26 protein-coding genes are annotated in these 24,848 nt (G+C 74.6%); 16 read left to right on the top strand and 10 right to left on the bottom strand.

The genetic code is table 11. The annotated features are described in order from the left end of the window. Window positions 1–24: 24 nt before the first annotated feature. Together GA0070621_RS19035 and GA0070621_RS19030 are read right to left on the bottom strand one after the other, a co-directional pair. Entirely contained in the window at window positions 25–807 is a 783-nt protein-coding gene (locus GA0070621_RS19035) for an ATP-binding protein (protein ID WP_091202618.1), read from the bottom strand. Window positions 808–866: 59 nt separating this feature from the next. Then, window positions 867–1,859, bottom strand: coding sequence for an SDR family oxidoreductase (locus GA0070621_RS19030; protein WP_091197769.1), 993 nt, complete (start codon window positions 1,857–1,859; stop codon window positions 867–869). Window positions 1,860–2,051: 192 nt separating this feature from the next. Between GA0070621_RS19030 and GA0070621_RS19025 the strand changes: the two genes are divergently transcribed. Beyond that, window positions 2,052–3,248 carry a glycosyltransferase gene (locus GA0070621_RS19025; protein ID WP_091197767.1) on the top strand — a complete coding sequence of 399 codons (1,197 nt, stop codon included), beginning with the start codon at window positions 2,052–2,054 and terminating at the stop codon, window positions 3,246–3,248. A gap of 54 nt (window positions 3,249–3,302) precedes the next feature. Here GA0070621_RS19025 and GA0070621_RS19020 read toward each other — a convergent pair whose 3' ends face one another. From GA0070621_RS19020 to aroA, 4 genes are read right to left on the bottom strand one after another with little or no spacing between them, the layout of a single operon-like run. After that, a complete protein-coding gene (locus GA0070621_RS19020) occupies window positions 3,303–4,202 on the bottom strand; it encodes a hypothetical protein (protein WP_091197764.1) in 900 nt (299 codons plus the stop codon). A 28-nt stretch (window positions 4,203–4,230) separates the two neighbouring features. Continuing rightward, a complete protein-coding gene (gene hisN, locus GA0070621_RS19015; protein ID WP_091197761.1) occupies window positions 4,231–5,049 on the bottom strand; it encodes a histidinol-phosphatase in 819 nt (272 codons plus the stop codon). A 60-nt stretch (window positions 5,050–5,109) separates the two neighbouring features. Then, complete coding sequence (gene rsgA / locus GA0070621_RS19010; protein WP_167667060.1) at window positions 5,110–6,240, bottom strand: ribosome small subunit-dependent GTPase A; 1,131 nt, start codon at window positions 6,238–6,240, stop codon at window positions 5,110–5,112. Further along, a complete protein-coding gene (gene aroA, locus GA0070621_RS19005) occupies window positions 6,210–7,511 on the bottom strand; it encodes a 3-phosphoshikimate 1-carboxyvinyltransferase (RefSeq protein ID WP_091197758.1) in 1,302 nt (433 codons plus the stop codon). The genes rsgA and aroA overlap by 31 nt, the downstream gene beginning before the upstream one ends. A 102-nt stretch (window positions 7,512–7,613) precedes the next feature. Here aroA and GA0070621_RS19000 point away from each other — a divergent pair, with 102 nt between their 5' ends. The 5 genes from GA0070621_RS19000 (at window position 7,614) to rsrA (ending at window position 11,071) form a co-directional block, all read left to right on the top strand. Further along, window positions 7,614–8,324 (top strand): SOS response-associated peptidase, encoded by a 711-nt coding sequence (locus GA0070621_RS19000; protein WP_091197756.1) that lies wholly within the window; start codon window positions 7,614–7,616, stop codon window positions 8,322–8,324. Window positions 8,325–8,534: 210 nt separating this feature from the next. Continuing rightward, the gene (locus GA0070621_RS18995; protein WP_091197753.1) at window positions 8,535–8,927 is read left to right on the top strand and encodes a WhiB family transcriptional regulator; all 393 of its coding nucleotides are present in this window, start codon (window positions 8,535–8,537) and stop codon (window positions 8,925–8,927) included. A gap of 209 nt (window positions 8,928–9,136) precedes the next feature. Further along, window positions 9,137–9,754 (top strand): alpha/beta hydrolase family protein, encoded by a 618-nt coding sequence (locus GA0070621_RS18990; RefSeq protein WP_091197750.1) that lies wholly within the window; start codon window positions 9,137–9,139, stop codon window positions 9,752–9,754. 223 nt (window positions 9,755–9,977) lie between these two features. After that, complete coding sequence (locus GA0070621_RS18985; protein ID WP_091197747.1) at window positions 9,978–10,781, top strand: sigma-70 family RNA polymerase sigma factor; 804 nt, start codon at window positions 9,978–9,980, stop codon at window positions 10,779–10,781. A gap of 2 nt (window positions 10,782–10,783) precedes the next feature. Beyond that, window positions 10,784–11,071 (top strand): mycothiol system anti-sigma-R factor, encoded by a 288-nt coding sequence (gene rsrA, locus GA0070621_RS18980; RefSeq protein WP_091202615.1) that lies wholly within the window; start codon window positions 10,784–10,786, stop codon window positions 11,069–11,071. 89 nt (window positions 11,072–11,160) lie between these two features. Here rsrA and GA0070621_RS31300 read toward each other — a convergent pair whose 3' ends face one another. Beyond that, window positions 11,161–11,235, bottom strand: coding sequence for a 50S ribosomal protein bL37 (locus GA0070621_RS31300; RefSeq protein ID WP_369752275.1), 75 nt, complete (start codon window positions 11,233–11,235; stop codon window positions 11,161–11,163). A gap of 230 nt (window positions 11,236–11,465) precedes the next feature. On the opposite strand from GA0070621_RS31300, the gene GA0070621_RS18975 reads away from it, so the two are divergent. Beyond that, entirely contained in the window at window positions 11,466–11,681 is a 216-nt protein-coding gene (locus tag GA0070621_RS18975; protein WP_089005411.1) for a biotin/lipoyl-binding carrier protein, read from the top strand. Further along, on the top strand, window positions 11,678–12,190 hold the full coding sequence (locus tag GA0070621_RS18970; protein WP_091197744.1) for a GNAT family N-acetyltransferase: 513 nt from the start codon (window positions 11,678–11,680) through the stop codon (window positions 12,188–12,190). The genes GA0070621_RS18975 and GA0070621_RS18970 overlap by 4 nt, the downstream gene beginning before the upstream one ends. A 98-nt stretch (window positions 12,191–12,288) precedes the next feature. Here the strand turns inward: GA0070621_RS18970 and GA0070621_RS18965 are convergent, their stop codons facing one another. Continuing rightward, window positions 12,289–12,858, bottom strand: coding sequence for a TetR/AcrR family transcriptional regulator (locus GA0070621_RS18965; RefSeq protein WP_091197741.1), 570 nt, complete (start codon window positions 12,856–12,858; stop codon window positions 12,289–12,291). Window positions 12,859–12,972: 114 nt separating this feature from the next. On the opposite strand from GA0070621_RS18965, the gene GA0070621_RS18960 reads away from it, so the two are divergent. Continuing rightward, the gene (locus tag GA0070621_RS18960; RefSeq protein WP_091197739.1) at window positions 12,973–14,559 is read left to right on the top strand and encodes an MDR family MFS transporter; all 1,587 of its coding nucleotides are present in this window, start codon (window positions 12,973–12,975) and stop codon (window positions 14,557–14,559) included. 143 nt (window positions 14,560–14,702) lie between these two features. Here the strand turns inward: GA0070621_RS18960 and GA0070621_RS18955 are convergent, their stop codons facing one another. After that, window positions 14,703–16,523 (bottom strand): tetratricopeptide repeat protein, encoded by a 1,821-nt coding sequence (locus tag GA0070621_RS18955; protein WP_091197736.1) that lies wholly within the window; start codon window positions 16,521–16,523, stop codon window positions 14,703–14,705. 180 nt (window positions 16,524–16,703) lie between these two features. Here GA0070621_RS18955 and GA0070621_RS18950 point away from each other — a divergent pair, with 180 nt between their 5' ends. Both GA0070621_RS18950 and GA0070621_RS18945 read left to right on the top strand, forming a co-directional pair. Then, complete coding sequence (locus GA0070621_RS18950; protein WP_091197734.1) at window positions 16,704–17,735, top strand: SIS domain-containing protein; 1,032 nt, start codon at window positions 16,704–16,706, stop codon at window positions 17,733–17,735. 25 nt (window positions 17,736–17,760) lie between these two features. Continuing rightward, window positions 17,761–19,308 carry a PAS domain-containing sensor histidine kinase gene (locus GA0070621_RS18945; RefSeq protein WP_091197731.1) on the top strand — a complete coding sequence of 516 codons (1,548 nt, stop codon included), beginning with the start codon at window positions 17,761–17,763 and terminating at the stop codon, window positions 19,306–19,308. Between the two features lie 130 nt (window positions 19,309–19,438). Here the strand turns inward: GA0070621_RS18945 and GA0070621_RS18940 are convergent, their stop codons facing one another. Next, entirely contained in the window at window positions 19,439–21,064 is a 1,626-nt protein-coding gene (locus GA0070621_RS18940; RefSeq protein WP_091202613.1) for a glycosyltransferase family 39 protein, read from the bottom strand. A gap of 98 nt (window positions 21,065–21,162) precedes the next feature. Here GA0070621_RS18940 and GA0070621_RS29605 point away from each other — a divergent pair, with 98 nt between their 5' ends. The 5 genes from GA0070621_RS29605 (at window position 21,163) to GA0070621_RS18925 (ending at window position 24,815) form a co-directional block, all read left to right on the top strand. Then, window positions 21,163–21,330 carry a hypothetical protein gene (locus tag GA0070621_RS29605; protein ID WP_157740018.1) on the top strand — a complete coding sequence of 56 codons (168 nt, stop codon included), beginning with the start codon at window positions 21,163–21,165 and terminating at the stop codon, window positions 21,328–21,330. A 131-nt stretch (window positions 21,331–21,461) separates the two neighbouring features. Further along, window positions 21,462–23,168 carry a nitrite/sulfite reductase gene (locus tag GA0070621_RS18935; RefSeq protein ID WP_091197728.1) on the top strand — a complete coding sequence of 569 codons (1,707 nt, stop codon included), beginning with the start codon at window positions 21,462–21,464 and terminating at the stop codon, window positions 23,166–23,168. Then, window positions 23,165–23,323: an IS1 family transposase gene (locus GA0070621_RS30075; RefSeq protein ID WP_146231228.1), complete on the top strand. Its 159-nt coding sequence runs from the start codon at window positions 23,165–23,167 to the stop codon at window positions 23,321–23,323. Before GA0070621_RS18935 ends, GA0070621_RS30075 begins: the two co-directional genes overlap by 4 nt. After that, window positions 23,320–24,084 carry a phosphoadenylyl-sulfate reductase gene (locus GA0070621_RS18930; protein WP_091197726.1) on the top strand — a complete coding sequence of 255 codons (765 nt, stop codon included), beginning with the start codon at window positions 23,320–23,322 and terminating at the stop codon, window positions 24,082–24,084. The genes GA0070621_RS30075 and GA0070621_RS18930 overlap by 4 nt, the downstream gene beginning before the upstream one ends. Further along, a complete protein-coding gene (locus GA0070621_RS18925) occupies window positions 24,066–24,815 on the top strand; it encodes a sirohydrochlorin chelatase (RefSeq protein WP_167667059.1) in 750 nt (249 codons plus the stop codon). Before GA0070621_RS18930 ends, GA0070621_RS18925 begins: the two co-directional genes overlap by 19 nt. The last annotated feature ends 33 nt before the right edge of the window (window positions 24,816–24,848 follow it).

Below are 24,848 nucleotides of genomic sequence, written 5' to 3'. Positions count from 1 at the left end.
GCGGCCCGGGGTCCGGGCCACGGGTCAACCCCGGCGGGCGGCCTCGTCCTCGGCGTGCAGCACGCACCAGACGACCTTGCCGTCCGGCAGCGGAGTGCTGCCCCAACGCCGGGCGACCGTGTCGATGAGCAGCAGCCCGCGCCCGCCGATCGAGGTGAGCGGGGCCAGCCCGGCGTACGCGGGCGGTCGGGTGGACCCGTCGCGGACGGCCAGGCGCAGGCCGCGCGGCGACCGGGCGTCGTCGTCCCGTGGGGCCACCCGGACGGTCATCGGCGTCCCGGCGTGGGCGACCACGTTGTTGACCATCTCGGTGACCGCGATGCAGGCCGGCTCGACCAGCTCCGGCACGCCCCACCGGACGCAGCCGTCGGTGACCAGCGCCCGTGCCTCCCGGGCCGCGACCGCCACGGGCGGCAGGTCGGCGGTCAGCACGGCCGTCGGCGGCGCGCCGGCCAGCGCGGCCCGCGCCCGGTCCAGGGACGGGAAGACCGGGGCGTCCGGTTCGACGGGACCGGACGGGTCGGCCGGGGCGCCGGGGTCGACGGGACCGGGCGGGTCGAGCACCAGCAGCCCGGTGGCGGGCCACTCGGCCACCGCACGGCGTACGTCGTCGACGACGGTCCGGGCCTCGGGGTCGGCGATCCGGACCGCGGAGAGGTCGACGATCACCGGACCGGGCCGCCGCCACAGCCGGGCGAGGAGCGCGTCGCGGACGCCGTCGACGCCGGCCCGGTCGAGTACGCCGGTCAGCCTGACGACCGGGGACGACTCGTCCGTCTCCACCAGGCAGCGCAGCTCCGTCGGCATGATCGGCCCATTGTGCCCGCCCGCTCCGGTCGGCGCATCCGGCCGGTCGGCGCGCCGCATCAGCGGCCGACCCGCGATCGCCGGCTGAACGCGGCAACCGTGCCCACCGCGGTGCCCGCCGCCAGCCCGAACGCCGTCATCCGGACCAGTCGCCGGCGGCGCCCCCGCCAGTCGCCGGTCCGCTCCGCCGCCGCGTCGGCCGTGAACAGGTTGCCGGTGGCGTCCAGCCGTACGCCGGGGCCGAACTGGGTGCGGGCGGTGTACCAGCCGGCCATCCGTTCGACCAGCGCCGGGGCCAGCCGCCACTGGAGCCCGAGCAGCCGGGCCGCGCCGCCCGCGTACGCCTCCCGGCGGGGCCGGCGCAGCAGCCGCACGATCGTCTCGGCCACCACCTCCGGCGGGTGGACCGGCGGGGGCGGGGTCAGCTCCCGGCCGCTGTGGTTGGCGGCGTGCCGGAAGAACGGGGTGTCGACGGCCGACGGCAGCACGGTGCAGAGGGAGATGTTGTTCCGCCCGGTGACGCGCAGCTCCTGCCGGACCGTGTCGGCCAGCCCCCGGATGCCGTGCTTGGTCGCGTTGTACGCCGACTGGTAGGGCATGGCCACCTCGGCCAGCACGGAGGCGTTGTTGACCAGGACCCCGCCGCCGGCCGCGTCGAGCCAGCGCAGCGCCGCCTTCGTCCCGTACACCGTGCCGAGCAGGTTCACCGCCACCACCCGGCGGAACTCGGTCACCGGGATCTCGTCGAAAAGCCCCACCGCGCTCACCGCGGCGTTGTTGATCCAGGCGTCGATCCGGCCGAACTCCGCCGCCGCCCGCGCCGCGAGCCGCTCCACCGCCTCCGGGTCGGTCACGTCGGTGGGTACGACCAGCGCCCGGCCGCCCAGCTTCCGGCAGCGCGCGGCGACCTGGCGCAGCGCCTCCTCGGTGCGGGCCGCCAGCACCACGTCGGCGCCCCGCCGGGCGAGCGCGTACGCGGTGGCCGCCCCGATGCCGCTGGAGGCGCCGGTGATCACGACGGTGGCGTCGCCGAGGGCGCGGGTGAGAGGCATTCCTCGCCGGTACCCCCGGCCCGGCCCGGTCATGCGGCCGGGTCCGCCCGGATCACGGCCGGCCCGGCAACCGGTCCCGCCAGGTGCCCCGGAGCGGCTTCCGATCTGCCAGGTTTCGGCGCACCGGAGCCGGGTTAATGGGACCCTCTGACCGGAGGATCCAGCGCTGGATAGAACGCGTGGAGGTGCACCATGCGCGTCGGCCTTGTGTGCGCACACGCCGGCCCGTCCGTCGAAGGCTCCACCGTCGGTACCTACCAGCACGTCGCGCGGGTGGCGGCCGAACTCGCCGGACGCGGCCACGACGTCCGGGTTCACGAGCGGCGGGACGACCCGGACCAGCCCGAGTCGGTCGAGCTGGACGGCTACCGGTTGGAGCGAGCACCGGTCGGCCCGCCCGCCCCGCTGGCCACCGCCGAACTGGTGCCGTACGTGACCGAGTTCGGCCGCTGGCTGGCACAGCGGTGGTCCGGGGACTGGACGCCGGAGGTGGTGCACGGGCACTACTGGATCGGCGGCCTGGCCGCCGCCAACGCCGTACGCGAGACGGACATCCCGGTCGTGCAGACCTTCCACTCGCTCGGCGTCGAGCAGCTGCGCCACCTCGGTCAGCGGTACGACGGGCCGGGCGAGCGGATCCCGCTGGAGCGGGCGCTGACCCGGGCGGTGGACATCGCGGTCGCCCAGTGCAACGACGAGGTCGACGAGCTGACCCGGATGGGGCTCCAGCGCAGCTCGGTGGCGATGGTGCCGACCGGGGTGGACACCGAGCAGTTCCACCCGGACGGCGAGGCGGCACCCCGGGAGCAGCGGGCCCGCATCCTCTCCGTCGGCGGGCTCTCGCCCCGACACGGCCAGGAGGACGTGATCCGGGCGATGCGGCTGGTCGGCGACGCCGAGCTGATCATCGCCGGCGGTCCGCCCGCCGCCCAGCTCGCCGATCACGGAGAGGCGCGCCGGCTGCGTGAGCTGGCCGAACGGACCGGGGTGGCCGACCAGGTGACGCTGGTCGGAGCCGTCCCGCACGACCAGATGGCGACCTGGTACCGCTCCGCCGACGTCGTCGCCTGCACGCCGCACTACTGCTCGGCGGGTCGGGTGTCGCTGGAGGCGATGGCCTGCGGGGTGCCGGTGGTCGGCTACGCGATGGGCGGCCTCGCCGACGCGGTGGTCGACGAGGTGACCGGAAAACTCGTGCCGCCCGGGGACGTCCGTGCCCTCGGGGTGACCCTGCGCCGGCTGCTGACCGACAACGCCGGACGGTTCGCGTACGGGCACGCGGCGGTGGACCGGGTGCGGTGCAGCTACACCTGGGAGCGGACGGCCGGCGCCCTGGAACGGCTCTACGAGCGGGTGGTCAGCCGGCGCAAGCCGGTCGAGGCGGCCTGACCGCCGTGCGGCGCGGCCCCACCTCGGTGGCCCAAGGGTCAGGAAGGCGGGGGGTCAGCGGCGCGGCCGGGCGGCCGTACCGGCGGGGACCATCGGCAGCTCCCGCTCGCGGGCGACCGCGTGGTGGTGCTGCGGTTCGGCGTACCGGGTCAGGCCGACCACCGCGACCAGCGTGGCCACGAAGCCGACGCCGGCCAGCCACTCCCGCCCGGGCCAGATCCGGTCGTTGAGCAGCAGCAGGCCGATGATCGCCGCGGGGACCGCGCCGGCGGCGTCCATCGCGGCCACCGCCGCCGTGGTGGAGCCGCGCTGCATGGCCAGGCCGAGCAGCAGTTGCCCGACCACCGAGTGGACGATCAGCAGGTAGAGCAGCGGATCGCGGACGAACGCCTCCGCCGAGTCGGCCGAGGCGAGCGGGCGGGCGGCCACCGCCGCGGCGGAGAACGCCAACCCGGCCAGCGAGCCGAGCGCCACCGAGCCGGGCGCGCCGCGCAGCCGGGCGGTGAAGAAGCCGAGCACGGCGATCACGACGAGTGCCGCCACCAGGCCGGCCAGCCCCGCCGCGCCGAGCTGCCGGGACGGTGCGGGCTCGGCGGCGAGCACCAGCGCGGTGATCCCGGCGAAGAGGAGCACGAGCAGCACGACCTCGGCGACCGGAAGCCGCCACTTGAGCACCAGCACGCCGAGCAGGGCGGTCACCCCGAGCCCGGCCGCCACGCTGGCCTGGACCAGGAACAGCGGCAGGTCGCGGCGGGCCAGGAAGGCCAGTACGAAGCCGATCACCTGGCAGAACAGCCCGACGAGGTACGTCCGGTGGCTGGCCAGCCGCAGCAGCAGCCCCGGGTCGAAGGTGTGGTGCACGGTGGTCCGCGCCGCGGCCACCGACTGGAGCAGGTTGGCGAAGCCGTACGCGACGATCATCGCCGCCAGGAAGCACCAACCGGAGGACACCACCTGGCGAGGATAGAGGACCGCTGGCGGGTCAGCGCGCGGCTGGTCGGCCGAGCCGGGCCAGGATGTCCCCGTGCAGCGGCCCGTTGGTGGCGATGGCGCTGATCTCGCCGGAGCTGGTGCCGGCCGGGGCCGGTCGACCGGCCAGGTCGGTGAAGGTGCCGCCGGCCTCGGTGACGATCGGGACCAGGGCGGCGATGTCCCAGAGGGACAGCTCCGGCTCCACCATCACGTCCAGCGCCCCCTCGGCCAGCAGCATGTAGCCGTAGAAGTCGCCGTACGCCCGGCTGCGCCAGGTGTCGCGCATGATCTGGAGCACGGCGTCCAGCCGGCCCGCCTCCTCCCAGCCGGTCAGCGAGGAGTAGCAGAAGCTCGCGTCGGCCAGGCCCGTGACGCCGGAGACCCGGATCGGCGTGCCGGAGGCCAGGTCGGGGCCGGCGTACGCGCCCGCGCCCCGGGCGGCCCACCAACGCCGGCCGAGCGCCGGGGCGGAGACCAGGCCGAGGACCGGACGGTCGGCCTCCAGCAGGGCGATCAGGGTGCCCCAGACCGGTACGCCCCGGACGAAGTTCTTCGTGCCGTCGATCGGGTCGATCACCCAGCGCCGCCCGTCCGGGCCGGTGGCGGGCTGCTCCCCGTACTCCTCGCCGAGCAGGCCGTCGCCCGGCCGGTGCTCGGCCAGCAACGCGCGGATCGCCCGCTCGACGGCGGTGTCCGCGTCGGAGACCGGGGTCAGGTCGGGCTTGGCCTCGACCCGCAGGTCGAGGGCGCGGAACCGGGCCGTGGAGACGGCGTCGGCGGCGTCGGCGAGCAGGTGGGCGAGGGCGAGGTCGTCGGCGTACCCGGTCATGCCGGACACGGTAGCGACACCCGGACGGCCGCGGCGGCGGGACCGATGGGGTCCCGCCGGTCAGGAACCCGCGAGCGGGTCGCCGGGATTCCGGTCGGGCTCCCGCGGGTCGCTCTCGCCGGACCGGGAGGCGAGCAGCCGGCGGTACGAGGCCAGCCGGCGCGGGTCGGCCTTGCCGGCGGCCACCCAGGCGTCCAGCGCGCAGTCCGCCTCGTCGCCGGTGTGCGGGCAGTTCGCCGGGCAGTCGACCGTCGCGTCCACCAGGTCGGGGAAGCCGTGCAGCAGGCTCTCCGCCGAGACGTGGGCCAGCCCGAAGCTGCGTACCCCGGGGGTGTCGATGATCCAGCCAGGGTCGCCGTCGGGACCCGGGAGCGGGGGCAGCCGCAGCGCCACCGCGCTGGTCGAGGTGTGCCGACCCCGGCCGATCGCGCTGACCGTGCCGACCGCCCGGTCGGCCTCCGGGACGAGGCGGTTGACCAGCGTCGACTTGCCCACCCCGGAGTGCCCGACCAGCACCGACACCCGCCCGGCGAGCAGCGCGCGCAGCGCGTCCAGCGCGGAGTCCGGCCGGAGCAGCACGTACGGCAGCTCCAGCTCGGTGTAGTAGTCGAGGACCGCCTCCGGGCCGGCCAGGTCGGCCTTGGTCAGGCAGAGCAGCGGCTCGATGTCGGCGTCGTACGCGGCGACCAGGCAGCGGTCGATGAACCCGGTGCGCGGCGGCGGGTCGGCCAGCGCGCTGACGATCACCAACTGGTCGGCGTTGGCCACGACCACCCGCTCCAGCCGCCCCTCGGCGGTGGTCGCGTCGTCCTCGGCGGTACGCCGCAGCACCGAGGTGCGCTCGGCGATCCGGACGATCCGGGCCAACGCGCCCGGCGCGCCCGAGGTGTCGCCGACCAGCCCGACCCGGTCGCCCACCACCACCGACTTGCGGCCCAGCTCACGGGCGCGCATCGCGGTGACGGTCGGGGCGTCCGGCCCGGCGTCGGGATGCACGCAGGTGTAGCGGCCCCGGTCGACGGCGATGACGAACCCGTCGACCGCGTTCTCGTGCCGGGGCCGGGTACGCGTACGCGGGCGCGACGACTTCCCGGGTCGGACCCGGACGTCGTCCTCGTCGTACTCCCGCCGCCTGGTCGCCAGGACGTCCCCCCGTCGTGTCAGCTCTTTCCGGTCACCATCCCCGACCATAGTGCCGGGAACTCCGGCATGGTCTTCGAGGTGCACGCCACGTCGTCCACCTCGATGCCGGGGACGGCCAGCCCGGCCACCGCCGCGGCGTGCGCCATCCGGTGGTCGGCGTACGTCCGGAAGGTCCCGCCGCGCAGCGGGCGGGGGCGGATCTCCAGCCCGTCGGCGGACTCGGTGATGTCCGCGCCGAGCGCGCCGAACTCCTGCGCCAGCGCGGCGATCCGGTCGGTCTCGTGCCCCCGGATGTGCTCGATCCCGGTCAGCCGGGACGGCGAGTCGGCGAGCATCGCCAGCGCGGTCAGCGCCGGGGTCAGCTCGCTGACGTCGGAGAGGTCGGCGACCAGGCCGTGCACGCTGCCGGTGCCCCGGACGGTCAGCCCGGCGGTGGTCAGCGTCACCTCGCCACCCATCCGGGTCAGCAGGGCGCGGAGCTGCTCGACCGGCTGCATGCTGCTGGGGGGCCAGCCCTGCAGGGTCACCTCGCCACCGGTGACCAGCGCGGCGGCGAAGAACGGCACCGCGCCGGAGAGGTCCGGCTCGATCTCCCAGCCCCGCCCGGTCAGCGGACCGGGCTCGACCGCCCAGACGTCGGGGGTGCCGTCGTCGACCGCGGCCCCGGCGGCGCGGAGCATCTGCACGGTCATCCGCAGGTGCGGCGCGGACGGCACCGGCGGCCCCTCGTGCCGGATCACCAGGCCCCGATCGAAGCGGGGCGCGGCCAGCAGCAGCCCGGAGACGAGCTGGCTGGAGGCGGAGGCGTCGATGACCACCTCGCCACCGGTGACCCGGCCGGCGCCGAGGACCGCCATCGGCAGGCTGCCGGTGGCGGGGGTGTCGATGCGTACGCCGAGGGAGCGCAACGCCCCGACCAGCGGGCCGAGCGGGCGGACCCGGGCCTGCGGGTCGCCGTCGAAGGTGACCCGGCCCGCGGCGAGACCGCACACCGGTGGCAGGAAGCGCATCACCGTGCCGGCCAGGCCGACGTCGATGTGGGCGGGGCCGACCAGCCGGTGCGGCCGGACCAGCCAGCGCTCGTCATCGGAGATCGACACGTGCGCGCCCAGCTCGCGCAGCCCGCCGGCCATCAGCTCGGTGTCCCGGGCGCGCAGTGGCCGGTCGAGCGTCGACGGGCCACTGGCCAGCGCGCCGAGCACCAGGGCTCGGGCGGTCATTGACTTGGACCCGGGCAGGCGCAGCGTGGCGGCGACCGGGTCGGTGGCGGTCGGTGCGGTCCACGGCTGCGGCGGCCGGGTAGCGGTCAGATTCCCCACGCTCACATTGTGCCAACTCGCCCGGCCCGGTGGACCCGCCCATCGTGCCAGCTCCCGCTTGGCGGGACAGCCGGAATGCCGGCGGCGGGTTAGCGTGTGCGCATGTGCGGGAGGTACGCGACGAGCCGGAGCGCGGGCGACCTGAGCGCGCTGTTCGAGTCGTCCGACGAGACCGGCGACGCGGTCGGCCCGGACTTCAACGTCGCCCCGACCGACCCGGTGCCGCTGGTCCGGCTGGCGCCGGAGGGGCACCGGTTGCTCTCCGTCGGCCGCTGGGGTCTGGTGCCGCACTGGTCCCGTAGCGCGGCCGGGGCCGCCCGCATGATCAACGCCCGGGCGGAGACCGTCGCCACCAGCCGGGCGTACGCCCCGTCCTTCGCCCGCCGGCGCTGCCTGGTCCCCGCCGACGGCTGGTACGAGTGGGTCCGCGACCCGGATGGCCGGCGGCAGCCGTACTACATGACCCCGGTGGACGGCTCGGTGCTGGCCTTCGCGGGCATCTGGTCGGTCTGGGAGCCGGCGGGCGCCGCCCTGCTCACCTTCAGCGTGCTGACCACCGCGGCGGTCGGCGAGCTGGCCGAGGTGCACGACCGCATGCCGCTGCTGCTGCCCCGGGAGCGGTGGGCGTCCTGGCTCGGCCCGGCCGACGAGCCCGCCGCGCTGCTCGCCCCGCCCGCTCCGGAGTGGCTCGCCGGGCTGGAGATCCGGCCGGTCTCCCCGGCGGTCGGTGACGTCCGCAACGACGGTCCCGCGCTCACCGCCCGGGTCCCGCTCGCCCGCGAGGAGGATGTTACGGAAATGACGCTGTTCTGATCACTGGTGACACATTGTCGTGTGCTAATTTGCCGAGGTTGCGCCCGAATCGTCGCCCGGCTTTTCAGCCATGTTTACCGCGGAGTCTTGTCCCCGCGTGCGTCGGTGCGATAGAACACAGCGCCGGTGTTGGGCGTCTGTTCGCACGGGGCGGATGACACCCATCGATCTCCCATGATCAGAGCCGGCCCCACGGGGGAGGTGGGTGTATTGACACGGGCGCGTATGCCCCGCCCGCACGAGGTGGCCGCCGCACGGCGAGACCCTCGACTGCTGCGGGCGTTGCGGGAGCGGCGACAGGACGAGGCGTGGCGGACCAGAGGTACCTGCCAGAGCGTGGATCCGGAGACGTTCTTTCCGGCACCCAACGAACCGGCCGACGCGGCCGTGGCGCTCTGCCGCAGTTGTGACGTCCAGGGATCCTGCCTGGCCTGGGCACTTGAGGTGGGTGACTGCCACGGCGTCTGGGGTGGCACCACGCCGCGCGAGCGGCGGGCGATGCTCGTCGCCTGGCGTAGCGAGGTGCAACCGGATCCGGACGCGGCCGACGAGGCCGGTCCGCCGGTCCGCGACCGCCTGCTCACCCTGGTGCCATTGAGCTGATTTCCGTACGTCGCCCGCACCCCTTTCCGAGGTGCGGGCGACACCGTTTCTTCGTCCTGGGACGGCCGTCGCGGCGGCCCCTCTCGCTCGGGCCGGCGGCGTCGGCGCCGGGTGGCGGCCAGCGTGGAATTCCCCGACGCCTCGGGTGCCGGACCGCCGCCGGGCGCGGCGATCGTCGGGCCCGCCGACCGGGGCCGCAGAATGAGGCGGTGCGGCAGACCGACGAGATCACCACGCCCCGCGGTCCGGCCCGGGTCGACACCGACCTGCCGGACGGTCGGTACTCCACCCTGCTGGTGCTCGGCCACGGTGCGGGCGGCGACGTGACCGCCCCGGACCTGGTCGCGGTCCGGGACGCGGTGGTCGCCGCCGGGGTGGGCGTGATCCGGGTGACCCAGCCGTACCGGGTCGCCGGCCGGCGCGCGCCCGCCCCCGCCGGGCACCTCGACGAGGCGTGGACGGCGGTGCTGGCCGCGCTGCGGGAACGCCACCCCGGCCTCGCCTGCTGGGTGGTCGGCGGCCGATCCAGCGGTGCCCGGGTCGCCTGCCGTACGGCCGGCGCCGTCGGCGCGGCCGGCATCGTCGCGCTCGCCTTTCCGCTGCATCCCCCGGGTCGCCCGGAGCGCTCGCGCGCCGACGAACTGGCCACCGGCCTGCCGACCCTGGTGGTCAACGGCGATCGTGACCCGTTCGGCGTCCCGGAACCGGGCCCGGGCGTCGACGTGGTGGTCCGCCCGGGTGAACGGCACGACCTGCGGATCGACCCGGCGGGCACCGCCGCGGTGGTCCGCGGCTGGCTGCACGACCGAGGCTGGACCGCCGCCTGACCCGGGACGTGGGAGCGTGACCCCGGGCGGCGGCGGGTCGTTGCATCGGATGGTGTCGGGCGCCCGGTTCGGGCATCCGGGGCCATCCTCCCAGGCCCTTCCTGGTCCCAGCGCCGGTCGCGGCCGGGGCCGGGACCAGGAACGGCGGGGCGGCTGCGGAATGTGCCACCTCCGGCGTGCGTTACCACCCCCGGACGACTTTTCCAGCCGAGGGGGGTGACCGGTGCCGATCGAGACACGGAGCCGGGAACGGGACGAACGGGACGCGCGGGCGCTGAGGCGACTGCTCGACGCGCCGGAGTGGTCCGCGCCGGCAGCGGTGAGCGCCAGCACACCGGCCGGAACCGAATCTGCGGGCACGTCCGTACGCGTATCCTCGGCGGGAAAGCATCCGACGCGAGGGGATGTGCGGTTGACCACCGAGAAGACGGACGAGCGCAGGGCCCGTTTCGAGCGGGACGCGATGCCCTTCGTCGATCAGCTCTACGCTGCCGGGCTGCGGATGACGCGGAACCCGGCGGATGCCGAGGACCTGGTCCAGGAGACCTACCTGAAGGCGTACGCCGCCTTCCACCAGTTCGAGCAGGGCACCAACCTCAAGGCCTGGCTCTACCGGATCCTGACCAACACCTACATCAACTCCTACCGGAAGCGGCAACGCCAGCCGGTCCAGGCGCCCACCGACGAGATCACCGACTGGCAGCTCGCCGAGGCCGAGTCGCACACGTCCAGCGGGCTGCGCTCGGCGGAGACCGAGGCGCTCGACCGGCTGCCGGACAGCGACGTCAAGGAGGCCCTCCAGCAGTTGCCGGAGGAGTTCCGCCTGGCCGTCTACCTGACCGACGTCGAGGGTTTCTCCTACAAGGAGGTCGCCGAGATCATGGGCACGCCGATCGGCACCGTGATGTCGCGACTGCACCGTGGGCGGCGTAATCTGCGCAAGCTGCTCGAGCAGTACGCGGCCGAGCGGGGGTTCACCGCCGCGCCGTCGAAGGGTTCGACCGCCGCCGCCAGCCGGGAGGTGTGACCGTGAGCTGTGGAGAGCCGCACGAGACGGACTGCCGCGAGGTGCTCGCCGAGGTCTACCTCTACCTGGATCTGGAGTGCGGCGAGGAGCGTCGCGTGCTGATCCGGCACCACCTGGACGAGTGCGGGCCCTGCCTGCGCGAGTACGGCATCGAGCAGGAGGTACGGGCGTTGGTCGCCCGCTGCTGCGGCAACGAGACCGCGCCCGAGGAGTTGCGGGAGCGACTCCGTGTCCGGCTGAGCGAGCTGGTGGTCTTCGAGACCACCGAGTCCCGCGAACTCGCCGACTGAGCGTGATCGCGACGAGCCGAAGACGGCCGAGCTGAAGACACCGGTGGCCCGGGTCCGATCGGACCCGGGCCACCTTCGCGTCCCGACGATCAGGAGTTGGGGCGCTTACCGTGGTTCGCGCTGCTCTTCTTGCGCGCCTTCTTCTTGCGGGCCTTCTTCGCCATGCTCTGCCTCCTTGTGCTGGTCACGTCCGGCCGCGGGTGAGCGCGGCGGAGGTCGCGTACCGGTCCTGCTCGGGCTGGGGACCGACGGCGCTGATGCTAGTGCCGGCGGCGGCCCCGGGGGTCCGGCGGGGGCGGAATCGGGCGGGTCGGCCGCTCTCTGTCCCAGGGTGATCGCGGTCATGATTGGATACCGTTCGCAGGAACACCGGTGAAGAGGGAGGGCCGTCAGGATGGCCGAGGAGATCCGCGCCGAGATGGTGGCGAACGTCTGGAAGGTCGTCGCGTCGGCCGGGGACAGCGTTTCCGAGGGGGACACGCTGGTGATCCTGGAGTCGATGAAGATGGAGATCCCGGTCGTCGCCGAGTCCGACGGCGTCGTGCAGCAGATCGCCGTCAACGAGGGTGACGTGGTGCAGGACGGCGACCTGATCGCGGTGATCGGTTGACCGGCCTCCTGGTCCGTCGGGCGGAGCCGGCCGACCATCCGGCGGTGGCCCGCCTGACGGTCGCCGCGTACGAGGCGGACGGCCAGCTCAAGGGCGAGAACGGCTACGGGGTGGTGCTCGCCGACGTGGCCAGCCGGGCGGAGGCCGGCGAGGTGCTGGTCGCCGTCGACGAGGCCACCGGCGAGGTGCTGGGCGCGGTCACGTTCGTGCTGCCCGGCAGCCGGTACGCCGAGCTGTCCGGCCCCGGGGAGGCCGAGTTCCGGATGCTCGCGGTCGACCCGGCCGCGCAGGGCCGTGGCGCCGGGGTCGCCCTGGCCCGGGCCTGCGTGGCGCGGGCGACCGAGCTGGGCTGCTCGGCCGTGGTGATCTGCGTACGCGCCGGCATGGCCGCCTCGGCGCACCGCCTCTACGCGCGGCTCGGCTTCGTCCGGGTGCCGGAGAAGGACTGGTCGCCGCTGCCCGGTGTGGAGCTGCTGGGCCTGCGCCTGGACCTCGCCGGCCAGGACTGACCGGCTCCGCCCTCCGCGGCGGCCCCGCCCGCCCATCCGGACCAGGGCCAGCCGCCACGGCGCGAACGCCCGCGCAGTGGCGGCCGGACGTCGGCGGCTCAGCCGCCGGAGCCGATCTTCGCCAGCAGTTCGTCGGCCACCTCAAGGGCGATCTTCTTGCGCTCGTCGTCGGTGATGCGCGGGGCACGGACCGCGAACCAGCTGCTGTGCACGGCGAACAGGGTCAACGCGGCCCGTAGCTGGGCGGCCGGCGTGTCGTCGCCCCGGCACAGCTCGTTGGCGAGGCGCATCATCCGCTCCCGCATCTGCTTGCCGGCGGCGAGGCTCTTCAGCACGGTCTGGTTCTGCTCGAAGAAGCGCATCACGGAGGGCAGGTCGCCGCCGAACATCGTCTCCGCGTACCGGCCGATCAGCGTCCGGCGGGTGGCCAGCGTGGCGGGCTGGGTATGGGCCCACTCGATCAGCTCGTCCATCCGGCGCAGCCGGTCCTCGACGAAGCTGTTGACGATCTCGTCCTTGCTCTTGAAGTGGTAGTAGAGGGCGGCCTTGGTCACCCCGAGCCGTTCCGCGATCTCCCGGAGCGAGGTCTTCTCGTACCCCTGCTCGGTGAAGAGCTCCAGCGCGACGGCCTGAATCCGTTCCCGCGTGCCGCCTGTGCTCTCCCTCACGTGCGTGCACCACCCAACTTCCTTGACCGATTCTTCCGGCCAGCTTACCGTACGGCTAGTAAGGTAACTAGCCGGGCGGCAAGTAAGTCGATCACACTTCGGGGGAGCTCACCCATGACGCAGCCAGCCCAGGCGGCAGCCCGACCCGGTGTCCGGGTCGTCCTGTTCGGCCTGATGATCGCGATGATGCTCGCGATGCTCGACAACATGATCGTCAGCACCGCGCTGCCGCGGATCGTCTTCGAGTTCGGCGGGGCCGGCCACTTCACCTGGGTGGTCACCGCGTACGTGCTGGGCACCACGGTCTCGACCCCGATCTGGGGCAAGCTCGGCGACCTCTACGGCCGCAAGGCCGTCTTCCTGACCTCGGTGGTCATCTTCCTGATCGGCTCCGCGCTCTGCGGCATGTCCGGCTCCAGCCTTTTCGGCGGGGTCCACGACGGCATGATCGAGCTGATCGCGTTCCGGGCCGTCCAGGGCCTCGGCGCCGGCGGCCTGATGGTCGGCGTGATGGCGATCATCGGTGACCTGGTGCCGCCCCGGGAGCGGGGCCGCTACCAGGGCATGATCGCCGGCATCATGGCCATCGCCATGGTGGCCGGTCCGCTGGTCGGCGGCTTCATCACCGACCACCTCTCCTGGCGCTGGGCGTTCTACGTCAACCTGCCGCTCGGCGGCCTCGCCCTGCTCGTGCTGGCGACCACCATGCACCTGCCGAAGTACCGCACCGAGCACAAGATCGACTGGCTGGGCGCCGCGTTGCTCTCCGTCGGCATCACCGCGATCGTGCTGGTCACCACCTGGGGCGGCAACGAGTACGACTGGAGCTCCCCGCAGATCCTCGGCCTCGCCGCCCTCGCCGCGGTGGCCCTGGTGATCTTCGGCTTCGTGGAGCGTCGGGCGGCCGAGCCGATCCTGCCGCTGGGGCTCTTCGCCAACCGGAACTTCGCCCTCATCTCGGTGATCGGTTTCCTGCTCGGCTTCGCGATGTTCGGCTCGATGAGCTTCCTGCCGCTCTACCAGCAGACCGTGCAGGGCGCCTCGGCCACCAACAGCGGCCTGCTGCTGCTCCCGCTGATGTTCGGCATGCTGGTGGTCTCGCTGGTCGTCGGCCGCACCATCACCAAGACCGGCCGCTACCGGGCCTTCCCGATCATCGGCGGCGTGGCGATGACCGGTGGCATGGGCCTGCTGACCCTGCTGGACCTCGACACCAGCAAGACCGAGTCCTCGCTCTACATGATCGTGCTCGGCGTCGGCATGGGCTTCCTCATGCAGACCTCGATGCTGATCGCGCAGAACAGCGTGGCGCAGAAGGACCTCGGCGCGGCCAGCGGCGCGGCCACCTTCTTCCGCTCGATCGGTGGTTCGTTCGGCGTGTCGCTCTTCGGCGCGATCTTCGCCAACCGGCTCGCCAGCTCGGCCGGCGGCGGCGCGTTCGCCGGCGGTGGCGGTGGTGGCCAGCCCGACCTGGAGAAGCTCAAGCAGCTGACCGGGCCGATGCGCGAGCTGGTGCTCGGCGGCCTCTCCGACGCCATCTCGCACGTCTTCGTCTGGGCGGTGTTCTTCACCGTCGCGGTGCCGGTGCTCGCCTGGTTCATCAAGGAGGTCCCGCTCCGCTCGGCGAACGACGCCCCGCCCGCCGACGCCACCGGCGAGGAGCAGGCCGAGGTCGCGCTCGGCAACGCGCCCACCGCCTGATCCGCAAACTCCGCGGCCACGCCGAACCCAGCAGGGGTACGGCGTGGCCGCGCCGCGTTTCGGCTTCGGACCGCGGAAGCGGGGTGCCGCGACCGAGTTGATCGCGCCGGATGGGCGGCTGGCTCCAGGCGCGGTCGGGCGGGTCAGCGGCGGCGGAAGAGGACGGTGAGGCGGCGCCAGAGGCGGTGCAGCGTGCCCGGCCGAGGCTCGCCCGGCGCGGCGGCGATCAGCGTGCGGGCCAGCTCGCGGGTGGACGGGTCGACCTCGGGGGTGGCCAGCGCCAGGTGGGCCAGCGACGCCGCGATCGGCATTTGGCGTTCCCGCGCCACGGTCGCCGCGTCGGCGAGCCGCTCGGCCAGCACCCCCGCCACGTCGGGGCGTACGGCGGGGTCGACCCAGGCGGCGGTGACCAGGGCGAACAGCGCCGACTCGGTGATCCAGTCCTCCACGTCCCAGACCAGCTCAAGCAGCACCCGGCGGCGGGTGGACTCGGCCCACGGCTCGTCGGTGCGGTGGTGCAGCAGACCCAGGCACGCCCAGACCTGCACGCAGCGTACCCAGAGCGACGGGTCCTGGCCGGCGAGCACCCGGCCGAGCGCGGTGTCCGGCGCCTCGGGGGGATGCACCAGCAGGCCGAGCAGGTCGGCCAGGTCCAGCGTGGCCAGCCCGACCGCGGCGTCGTACGCGGCCGGCGGGTGGGGCCAGGCCGGGTGGGCGAGCTGCCGGATCCGCTCCGCGGCCTCGGCCGAGGGCGCCGGCAGGGTGGGCGTCGCGGTGGTGCCCTCGTACCGCCAGACGGGGCGGGTGGTGGGCCGCCGGGGTTCCCGTGGGTCCGGGTCGGCGATCGCGGCCACCTCCACGTCCAGCCCCGGCACGGCCGCCGCGGCACGCATCGCGCTGGGCGGTTCGAGCGAGTCGAGGCGTACGGCGATCCGGGCCCTGCCCTCGGCGGTGGCGGCCCGGCGCAGCGCGTCCGGCACCGGCCCGCCGGCCGGGGTCAGCTGCCCGAGCCAGGGGCGGGCGCGGCAGCACTCGGCCAGGTCGCCGTGCTCGTGGCTGTCGTCCGGGTGGTCCCGGACGAAGTCGGTCAGGGCCACCAGGTGGGCCACGTCCCCGTCCCGCTGGAAGCGCAGCCGGTGGGCGGTGTGCACCGCGCAGTCGAACGTGGGGTCCTTGGCGAGGGCCCGGTCGATCCAGTCCAGTGCCTCGTCGAGCCGGCCGTGATCGGCGAGGGTGCCGGCGATGTCGGCGTAGACCGCGAGGTCGTCGGGGTCGTGCGCGACGGCCCGGCCGAGCGCGGCGAGGGCCTCCCGGATCCGGCCGGCGCTGCGGTACGCGTACCCGAGCCAGACCTCGCCGAGCTTGCTGGGCTGTGCGCGTACCCCTCGGGCGGCCCAGGTGACGGCGACGGCGGCCTCGCCGAGGCGTCGGGCCAGCGCGGACGCCGCGCCCAGCAGCAGCGGGTGGCCGGGGTGCACGGTGACCGCGTTGCGGGCCAGCGTGAGGTACGGCCGCAGCGGCTCGCGCAGCCGGCGCGGAACCGGGTCGGGCACCGCCGCGCAGAGCTGCATGAGGATCCGGGCGGTCCGCTCGGGTTCGAGCCGTTCGGGCAGCTCGGGGGCGGTCACCCAGGGCACGCCGGCCCAGTCGGCGTCGGGTGCGTAGCCGGTGGCCGCCGCCAGCAGGTCGAGCCCCTCGGCGGGCCGCCCGGCGGCGGCGAGCAGGTGGGCGCGGGCCACCACCGCGCCGACGAAGGCGTGGTGGCCGAGCGGGAAGAGGTCCAGGTCACCGCCGCTGGCCGCGGCCACCCGGGCGAGGGTCTCGTGCACCTCGGGCAGCGTCGGGGCCTGGACGAGGGCGGCGGCGACGTGTCCGGCGGCGTGCGGCAGATCCCCCTCGGCCAGCGCCAGCCGGGCCAGCGCCAGCTCCTCCACCGCGGAGAGCGCGGGATCGTCCTCGGGCACGTCGTCCTCTCGGTGGTGGGCTGGCCGGGCAAGCCTAGGGGATCACTCGTCCGGATGGTGATCCACTGCGCACAACTGTTCGTTCCGTTGCTTGTTTCGGCTGAAAGGTGCAAGACTGAGCATCGATCGCGCGGCAAACGCGCAGGAGGGGGTCTCTTCGTGACGCGTCCAGGAGCCGGGATGGCGGCCGACATCGCCGAGCAGCCGGCCGGCTACGACCGCCTGCTCTCCGCCGAGCAGGCCGGGGCGATCGCCCGGGTCGCGGCGGTGATCGCCGAGCGTCGGCCCCGCCACGTGGTGTTCACCGCCCGGGGCACCTCCGACCACGCGGCGCTCTACGCGGCGTACCTGACCGAGATCCGGCTCGGCCTTCCCGCCGGCCTCGCCTCGCCGAGCGTCGTCACGGTCTTCGGCGCCCGGCCCGACCTCTCCGACGCCCTCGTGGTCGGGGTCAGCCAGAGCGGCGGGTCGCCCGACCTGGCCGAGGTGCTGCGGGTGGCCCGAGCCTCCGGCGCGCTCACCCTCGCCGTCACCAACAACCCCGACTCGCCGCTGGTCGGCACCGCCGAGCTGAGCGTCGACATCGCCGCCGGGCACGAGCGGGCGGTCGCCGCCACCAAGACGTACACCGCCGAGCTGCTCGCGCTGCTGATGCTCGTCGAGGGGGTACGCGCCGGCGACGGCGTGCTGCCCGCCGACGAGCGGGCCGCCCTCGCCCGCCTGCCCGAGTTGGCCGAACGCACCCTGTCCGACGACACCCCGGCGCAGCTCGCCCCGCGCTACCGGTTCGCCGCCCAGCTCGTCACCACCGGCCGGGGATACGCGTACCCGACGGCCCGGGAGGCGGCGCTGAAGCTGATGGAGACCTCGTACCTGCCGGCGCTCGCCTTCTCCGGCGCCGACCTGCTGCACGGCCCGCTCGCGATGACCGACCCGGACGTGCCGGTGCTCGCCGTGGTCGGGTCCGGCCCCGGCGGGCAGTCGATGCGCGAGGTGCTGCCCCGGCTCGGCGAGCGCCGCGCCGACGTGGTGGTGGTCGGCTCCGCCGACGTCGGGGCGGCCGCCCGGATGGCCGTCCCCGAGGTCGACGAGCGGTACGCCCCGCTGCTGGACATCCTCCCGCTCCAGCGGCTCGCGCTCGCCCTGGCGCTGGCCCGGGGCGAGGACCCGGACTCGCCGCGCGGCTTGAAAAAGGTCACGGCGACGATGTGACGCCCGGCGTGGCACCCTGTTCAGCGTGTCCACCCTCCGTGACCTCGCCGAGGAGCACACCCAGCTCCGGCCGGCCGACATCGACCACCTGCACCGGATCGCCGGGGACTGGCAGCTCCTCTCCGACCTGTCCTTCGCCGACCTGCTGCTCTGGGTGCCGGTGGACGGCGACGGCACGTTCCTCTGCGTGGCCCAGGTACGCCCGACGACCGCGCCGACCGCGTACCTCGACGACCAGGTCGGCCGGATCGTCGGCGGGCCGGAGGTGGCGCACCTGGAGGTCGCCCACCGGCAGGGCCGGATCTGGCGGGAGGGCGACCCGGTCTGGTACGGAGACGTGCCCGCCCGGCACGAGGCGATCCCGGTGCGGCTGCGCGCCGCCGACGGGGAGTCCGGCGAGGTCATCGCGGTGGTCGGCCGGGACACCAACCTCTCCACCGCGCGTACGCCCAGTCAACTCGAACTGAACTACCTGACCACGGCCGACGACCTGGCCCAGATGGTCGCCGACGGCACCTTCCCGCCGCCCCGGCACCCGGGCGAGACCACCTCGGCGCCCCGGGTCGGCGACGGCCTGGTGCGGCTCGACGCCAACGGCAAGGTCACCTACGCCAGCCCGAACGCGCAGTCCGCGTACCGGCGGCTGGGCTACGCCTCGCATCTGGTGGGGGAGGACCTGGCCAAGCTGCACCGCCGGCTGGCCAGCGACCCGCTCGAAGGAACCGACGCGGGCAACGCGGTACTGGCCGCGCTGCGCGGCGAGGCCCCACCCCGGCGGGAGATCGACGCCCGGGGCGCCACCATGCTCACCCGGGCGCTGCCGCTGATGCCGGCCGGTGTGCCGATCGGCGCGCTGGTGCTGGTCCGCGACATCACCGAGGTACGTCGGCGCGACCGCGCCCTGATCACCAAGGACGCCACCATCCGGGAGATCCACCACCGGGTGAAGAACAACCTCCAGACGGTCGCGGCGCTGCTCCGCCTCCAGGCCCGCCGGGTCTCGATGCCGGAGGCCCGGGTCGCCCTGGAGGAGTCCGTACGCCGGGTCGCCTCGATCGCGCTGGTGCACGAGACGCTCTCCATGTCCAGCGACGAGGCGGTCGAGTTCGACGGCATCGTCGACCGGGTGGCCAGCGCGGCCACCGAGGTCGCGGCCACCGAGGTGACGGTGGGCATGCGTCGGCAGGGCAGCTTCGGCGTACTGCCCGCCGAGATCGCCACCTCCCTGGTGATGGTCCTCAACGAGCTGCTGCTCAACGCGGTCGAGCACGGCTTCCCGCCGACCGGCGAGGAGGGCACGGCCGGCCCGGAGGGCGCGGGACGGCCCGAGGTGGTGGTCTCCGCGCACCGGTTCCGCAAGCAGCTGCACGTCTCGGTGGCGGACAACGGGCGCGGCCTGCCCGAGCAGTTCGACGCCGAACGCGGCGGCAACCTCGGTCTCCAGATCGTCCGGGCCCTGGTCACCGGCGAGCTGCGCGGCACCATCGAGCTGCGCAACGGCGCCGCGGGCGGCACCGAGGCCGTGCTGGTCGTCCCGCTCGCCCGTACCCCCACCGACCGCCTCACCGCCTGACCCGCCCCGCCCGCGCGTCCCGTCGCGCCAGAGAGCCGCGCAACTTCCCGAAAAGTGCGCCTTCCCGGCGCGTTGAGGCCGCGCTTTCGCCGAAAGCGCGCGGATCTTGACCGGGTGCGGCGTGCGGCTGTCAGCGGGTGAGGAGGGCGACCGTCAGGCCGGGTCGGGGCCAGACCTCGCGGACGGTGAAACCGTCCCGCAGGGCCTCGCCCTTCGCGCCGGGCACGGCGGTCAGCGGATCGCTCCGCCGGCCGGCGACCACCAACCAGACCCGGTCCACCCCGGCCAGGCACTCGGCCGGCCGGGCGCACTCGCCGGCCCAGAGGTCCGCGCGCTGCCGCTGGTCGCGGACCACCAGCACGTCACGGGGCCGCCGCGACCCCAGGTGGTACGCCATCCCCAGGTCGAGGAAGAGCCAACTGTCCCGGGGCGAGTACACGATCGCGTCGCCCGGTCGCTCGTACTCGGCGATCACCCGCGCCGTGCCCCGGTAGTCGACGGGGGCGGTACGTGGCCACTCGTGCGTACGGCGGAGCGCCACCTGGTCGGGCAGGCCGAGCACCCCGGCCAGGGTCAGCACGGCGAGCGCCGGCGCGAGACGTACGCCGGCCAGCGCCGTTCCGGCCAACAGGCAGGCGAACGGGACGGTGAAGAACAGGTACCGGGTCACCCACAGCGGCGCGGCCGTGCCGGCGGCGAAGAGCAGCAGCACCGGCAGCAGGACGGCGGCACCCGGCAGCAGCGCCCGCCGGCCGAGCCGGGCCGCCCCCAGCGCGGCGAGGCCGACCAGCACGCCGCCCACCACCGCGCTCTGCGCCGCCCCGCCGGGCAGCGTCGCCAGGTCGGCCGGCCGGGCCAGACGTACCCAGTCGAGCTGCCGGGACCGCTGCCCCCGGGCCACCAGCGCCAGCGGCGCGACCAGCAACACGACGGGCAGCATCGCGGCCAGCCACCGCCAGGGCGGCCCGGCGGACGGCGTGGTTCTCCGGTCGTCCACCGGCCGCTCACCCGTCCTCCGCGGACCGGTCGCCGGGGCGGTCGCCGGGTCGCCGGTCGGGGAGGCCCGGCCCACGCTGCCGGGCGGCGCCGGCCCGGCGGGACGGTCCGCCGCTGAGCCCGGGTCGCCGAGGCCGGCCACCGCCGGGCCGCGCCACGCGGTGAGCAACGCCACGAGCCCGTGCGCGGCCAGCAGGGTCACGGCGATCAGGTGGGTCAGCCCGAGGGCGGTGGCGACGATCGCGTACCCGGTCCAGCGTCGCCACGTCGGCCGGCGCAGCGCCTCGACCAGCAGCAGGGTGGCGGCCGCGGCGAGCAGCGCGGCGAGGGCGTACGGGCGGGCCTCCTGGCCGTACCGGGAGGTGCCGGGAAGGACGGCGAGGAGCAGCCCGGCCAGCAGCCCGGCCCGGGGACCGGCCAGCCGGTCGCCGAGCCGAGCGGTGAGCGCGGCGGCCCCGGCCATGGCGAGCGCGGACGGCAGCCGTAGCGCGGCCGGCGAGGTCCCGGCCAGCGCGATCCAGCCGTGCAGCAGCAGGTAGTACGGCCCGGTCGCGGCGTCGATGGTGCCGGCGAGCCGGACCAGGTCGCCGACCGGGCGGGTGGCGGCGCTCCAGGTCGCCAGCTCGTCCCGCCACGGCTGGGCGTGGCCGATCCCGGTCAGCGTGACAACCAGCGTGAGCAGCGCCGGCGGAGACCAGACCAGCCAGCCCCGGCGGACGCCGGCCGTCCGGGCCGGTCCGGGGTTTGAGGCTGCCTTCACAACCCGCAGCGTCACACGGCGGACCTGTCCGGCGGGCCGGTCCGCCGATCCTGGCGGGCGGACCAGGCCGGACGGGACGAAGCGGTGGACCACCGTCGATGAGTGAAGTGATGGCCCGTGATGTGGGATCACACTTCCGGCCGTTGGCCGGCAGCCTGTCGGTGTGGGAGCATGAGCCCATGACCGCCGCTGTCGTCCGCCGCTTCGTGGCCCGCCGCCACGTCGATTACGGCCGCGTGCGCAGCGCGATCTGTCCGGCCCACTGACGACGCCCGACCCATTTGTCTCGGGCGCGCCCACGCGCCGGCCGTCTCCGACATCGCCGTCCGCGGCCCTCCAACAGGGCCGGCCGCCGCGTCCGCGCTCCCGGGCACAGCAGACAACGGAGGACGCCGCGATGGCGGTCAGCAGCACCCCCACCCGGTCCGACAACCCGCCCGCCGCCCGGGCGCCCCGCCGTCCCCGGGGCGAGGGGCAGTGGGCGCTCGGGCACCGCGAGCCGCTCAACGCCAACGAGCGGATCAAAAAGGACGACGACCCGCTGAACGTACGCGCCCGGATCGAGAACATCTACGCCCACCGGGGCTTCGCCTCGATCGATCCGCAGGACCTGCGCGGCCGGTTCCGCTGGTGGGGGCTCTACACGCAGCGCAAGGCGGGCATCGACGGCGGGCGCACGGCCGTGCTGGAGCCGCACGAGCTGGAGGACGAGTTCTTCATGCTCCGGGTCCGGGTGGACGGCGGCCAGCTCAGCCTGGCCCAGCTCCGGGTCATCGCGGACATCTCCCGGGAGTTCGCCCGGGACACCGCCGACATCACCGACCGGCAGAACATCCAGTTCCACTGGATCCGGGTCGAGGACATGCCGGAGATCTGGCGCCGGCTGGAGGAGGTCGGCCTGCAGACCACCGAGGCGTGCGGCGACTGCCCCCGGATCGTGCTCGGCAGCCCGGTCGCCGGGGTGGCCCGGGACGAACTGCTCGACCCGACACCGGCGATCGACGAGATCGTCCGTCGGTACGTCGGTGACAAGCGGTTCTCCAACCTGCCCCGCAAGTTCAAGACCTCGATCTCCTGGCTGGTGGACACCCCGTACGAGGCGAACGACATCGCCTTCCTCGGGGTGGAGCACCCGGAGCACGGCCCCGGCTTCGACCTCTGGGTGGGCGGCGGCCTCTCCACCAACCCGATGCTGGCCAAGCGCCTCGGTGCCTGGGTGCCGCTGGCCGAGGTGCCGGACGTCTGGGCGGGCGTGGTCGGCATCTTCCGCGACTACGGCTACCGCCGGCTGCGTAACCGGGCGCGGCTGAAGTTCCTGGTCGCAGACTGGGGGGTGGAGAAGTTCCGCGAGGTGCTGGAGAAGGAGTACCTGGGCCGTACGCTGCTCGACGGCCCGGCACCGGAGCTGCCGGCGAAGCCGGTCGACCACATCGGCGTGTACGCGCAGCGTGACGGCCGCAACTACGTCGGTGCCGCCCCGGTGGTGGGTCGGGTCTCCGGCCCGCAGCTCGCCCGGCTCGCCGACGTGGTCGAGGCGCACGGCAGCGGGCGGGTGCGGCTCACCCCGTACCAGAAGCTGCTGGTGCTGGACGTGGCGCCGGAGCGGACCGACTCGCTGGTGGCGGAGCTGCGCCGGATCGGCCTGGAGGCCCGGCCGTCGGCCTGGCGGCGCGGCACCATGGCCTGCACCGGCATCGAGTTCTGCAAGCTGGCCATCGTCGAGACCAAGGCCCGCGGCGAGGAGCTGGTGGCCCGGCTGGAGGAGCGGCTGCGCGACTTCGACGCCGACATCTCCATCCACCTCAACGGCTGCCCGAACGCCTGCGCCCGCACTCAGGTCGCCGACATCGGGCTCAAGGGCCAGCTGGTGGTCGGCCCGGACGGCCGGCAGGTGGAGGGCTTCCAGGTGCACCTGGGCGGCGGTCTCGGCATGGCGCAGGGGCAGACCGCCGGCTTCGGCCGCAAGCTGCGTGGCCTGAAGACCACCGCCGAGGCACTTCCCGAGTACGTGGAACGGCTGGCTCGCCGTTACCTGGCCGGCCGGACCGAGGGCGAGACCTTCGCCAACTGGGTGATCAGGGTCGACGAGGAGGAACTCCGATGAGTGATGCCCGATCCGCGCCGCTGTACTGCCCGTACTGCGGCGAGGAGGACCTGCGGCCGAGCGAGGCCGGGCACGGCGCCTGGGAGTGCCACGCCTGCGCGCGGGTCTTCACCGTGAAGTTCACCGGTCTGCTCGGCCGGGCGGTGGCCCGATGAGCGGCCTGACCTCCGCCGCCGGCCTGGGCCTGGTCGGGGTCGACGGCCCGGCCGCCGCCGACCCGGGGCGGCGCGACCCGGAGGAGTTGCGCGCGTTGGCCGAGGAGGCCGCCCGGGAGCTGGCGAACGCCCCCGCGCTGGAGATCGCCCGCTGGGCCGCCGAGACCTTCGGCGACCGGTTCTGCGTGACCAGTTCGATGGCCGACGGCGTGCTGGCCCACCTGGTCTCCCGGGTCGCGCCGGGCGTCGACGTGGTCTTCCTGGACACCGGGCTGCACTTCCCGGAGACGCTCCGGGTACGCGACGAGGTGGCCCGCCGGCTGCCGGTGAACGTGCGGTCGATCCGGCCCCGGATGACCGTCGGGCAGCAGGACGGCCAGTACGGTCCCCGCCTGTTCAGCAGGTCCCCGGACGACTGCTGCCAGCTGCGCAAGGTCGAGCCGCTGGAGCGGGCGCTGACCGGGTACGACGCCTGGGCCGCCGGGCTGCGCCGGGACGAGTCACCGACCCGGGCCAACACTCCCGTGGTGGCCTTCGACGCGCGGCGCGGCAAGGTCAAGGTGAACCCGATCGCCGCCTGGACCCAGCGCGACGTGGACGCCTACGTCGCCCGCCACGACATCCCGGTCAACGAACTGTTCGGCCGGGGCTACGGCTCGATCGGCTGCTGGCCCTGCACCCGCCGGACGAAGGCGGGGGAGGACTCGCGGGCGGGCCGGTGGGCGATGTTCGAGAAGACCGAGTGCGGTCTGCACACCTGACCGCCGCTCCACCGGTGGTGCTGGTCGCGCACGGCAGTCGTGACCCGCGGGCGGCCGAGGCGACCCGGGCGCTGGCCCGGGCCGTGGCGGCCGTCCGCCCCGGCACCACGGTGCTGCCGAGCTGGCTGGACCACACCGAGCCCGGACCGACCGCCGTGCTGCGGGGCCTCGCCGTCGCCGGTCACCCTCGGGCGGTGCTGGTGCCGCTGCTGCTGACCGCCGCGTACCACCGGAAGGTGGATATCCCGGCGGCGATCGCCGCGGCCGGGGCGGGCGGGCCGCCGATCGACGTACGCGTCACCGACGTGCTCGGGCCGGCCGACGGGCGGGTGGACGGCGCGCTGCTCGGCGGGTTGCGCCGCCGGCTGGCCGAGGCGGCCCCCGGCGGGTACGACGCGCTGGTGCTGGCCGCGGCGGGTACCCGGGATCCCCGGGCACGCGGCTCGGTGGGCCGGGTCGCGGCGGCCCTCGGCGCCGAGCTGGGCGTCCCCTGTCGCGTGTCGTACGCCTCGGCGGCGCCCCCGGCGGGCGACGTCGCGGTGGCGAAGCTGCGGGCCGGTGGGGCGGGTCGGGTGGCGGTGGCCGCCTACTTCCTGGCCCCGGGCCTGTTCCACGACGCCGTGCGGGCCGCGGCGGGCGCGGCCGGTGCGGTCGCCGTCGCCGACCCGCTCACCGATCTCCCGGAACTCGCCGGCCTGGTCCTGCGCCGGGTCGATTCCCTGCTCTGGTGATTCGTGATCGGCGTCGTTTTCCGTGGTCCGCTT

Origin of the sequence: Micromonospora narathiwatensis, assembly GCF_900089605.1 — a bacterium.
GTDB lineage: Bacteria > Actinomycetota > Actinomycetes > Mycobacteriales > Micromonosporaceae > Micromonospora > Micromonospora narathiwatensis.
The sequence above is the reverse complement of the archived record's forward strand: the minus strand, read 5'-3'. Positions and strand labels throughout refer to the sequence as shown.